This window comes from Pseudoalteromonas sp. bablab_jr011 (assembly GCF_016464045.1).
Taxonomy (GTDB): Bacteria; Pseudomonadota; Gammaproteobacteria; order Enterobacterales; family Alteromonadaceae; genus Pseudoalteromonas; species Pseudoalteromonas lipolytica.
The window spans coordinates 1-1,257 of sequence record NZ_JACDWU010000140.1 but is presented as its reverse complement, the minus strand read 5'-3'; the positions used below and the strand labels follow the sequence as shown (position 1 = coordinate 1,257).

Sequence of the window (1,257 nt, the reverse complement as noted above, 5' to 3'; positions counted from 1 at the left end):
TTTCTCATCCATAAAAAAACCCGAGACTAAGCTCGGGTTTTTCTTGAATGCTTAATGCATCACTATAGTTGATTACTCAACGATAGTTGCAACAACACCAGCACCAACTGTACGGCCACCTTCACGGATAGCGAAGCGTAAACCTTCGTCCATCGCGATTGGAGCGATTAGCTCTACAGTCATCTTGATGTTATCACCAGGCATTACCATTTCAACGCCGTCTGGTAACTGTACGTCACCTGTTACGTCAGTTGTACGGAAGTAGAACTGTGGACGGTAACCTTTGAAGAATGGAGTATGACGGCCACCTTCATCTTTAGAAAGTACGTATACTTCTGAAGTGAATTTAGTGTGTGGCTTGATTGAACCAGGCTTACAAAGTACTTGACCACGCTCAACGTCTTCACGCTTAGTACCACGTAGAAGTGCACCGATGTTCTCACCCGCACGACCTTCGTCTAGAAGCTTACGGAACATCTCAACACCTGTACATGTTGTCTTCGTAGTTTCTTTGATACCTACGATTTCAACTTCGTCATTCACGTTGATGATACCAGCTTCAACACGGCCAGTTACAACTGTACCACGACCTTGGATTGAGAATACGTCTTCGATAGGCATGATGAATGGCTTATCGATGTCACGCTCTGGCTCTGGGATGTATGAATCTAGCGCTTCAGCTAGTTCAATGATTTTCGCTTCCCATTGCTCTTCGCCTTCTAGGGCTTTAAGTGCTGAACCTTGGATTAGAGGTAAGTCGTCACCTGGGAAATCGTACTCAGAAAGAAGTTCACGAACTTCCATCTCTACTAGCTCAAGTAGCTCTTCGTCATCAACCATGTCACATTTGTTCATGAATACGATGATGTAAGGTACGCCAACCTGACGAGAAAGTAGGATGTGCTCACGTGTTTGTGGCATAGGACCGTCAGTTGCAGCAACTACTAGGATTGCGCCGTCCATTTGAGCAGCACCCGTGATCATGTTTTTAACATAATCGGCGTGTCCTGGACAGTCTACGTGTGCGTAGTGACGAGTTGGTGTATCGTACTCAACGTGTGAAGTTGAGATTGTGATACCACGCTCACGCTCTTCTGGAGCGTTATCGATTGATGCGAAGTCTTTAGCTGTACCACCGTATACTTTTGCAAGTACGTTAGTGATTGCTGCAGTTAGGGTAGTTTTACCGTGGTCAACGTGGCCGATTGTACCAACGTTTACGTGCGGTTTTACGCGTTCAAACTTTTCTTTTGCCAT

The 1,257-nt window shown here is 45.6% G+C and carries 1 protein-coding gene; it reads right to left on the bottom strand.

Features of this window, described 5'->3' with window-relative positions:
- Positions 1 to 72 precede the first annotated feature (72 nt).
- Complete coding sequence (gene tuf / locus JIG41_RS06795) at positions 73 to 1,257, bottom strand: elongation factor Tu (RefSeq protein WP_036971551.1); 1,185 nt, start codon at positions 1,255 to 1,257, stop codon at positions 73 to 75.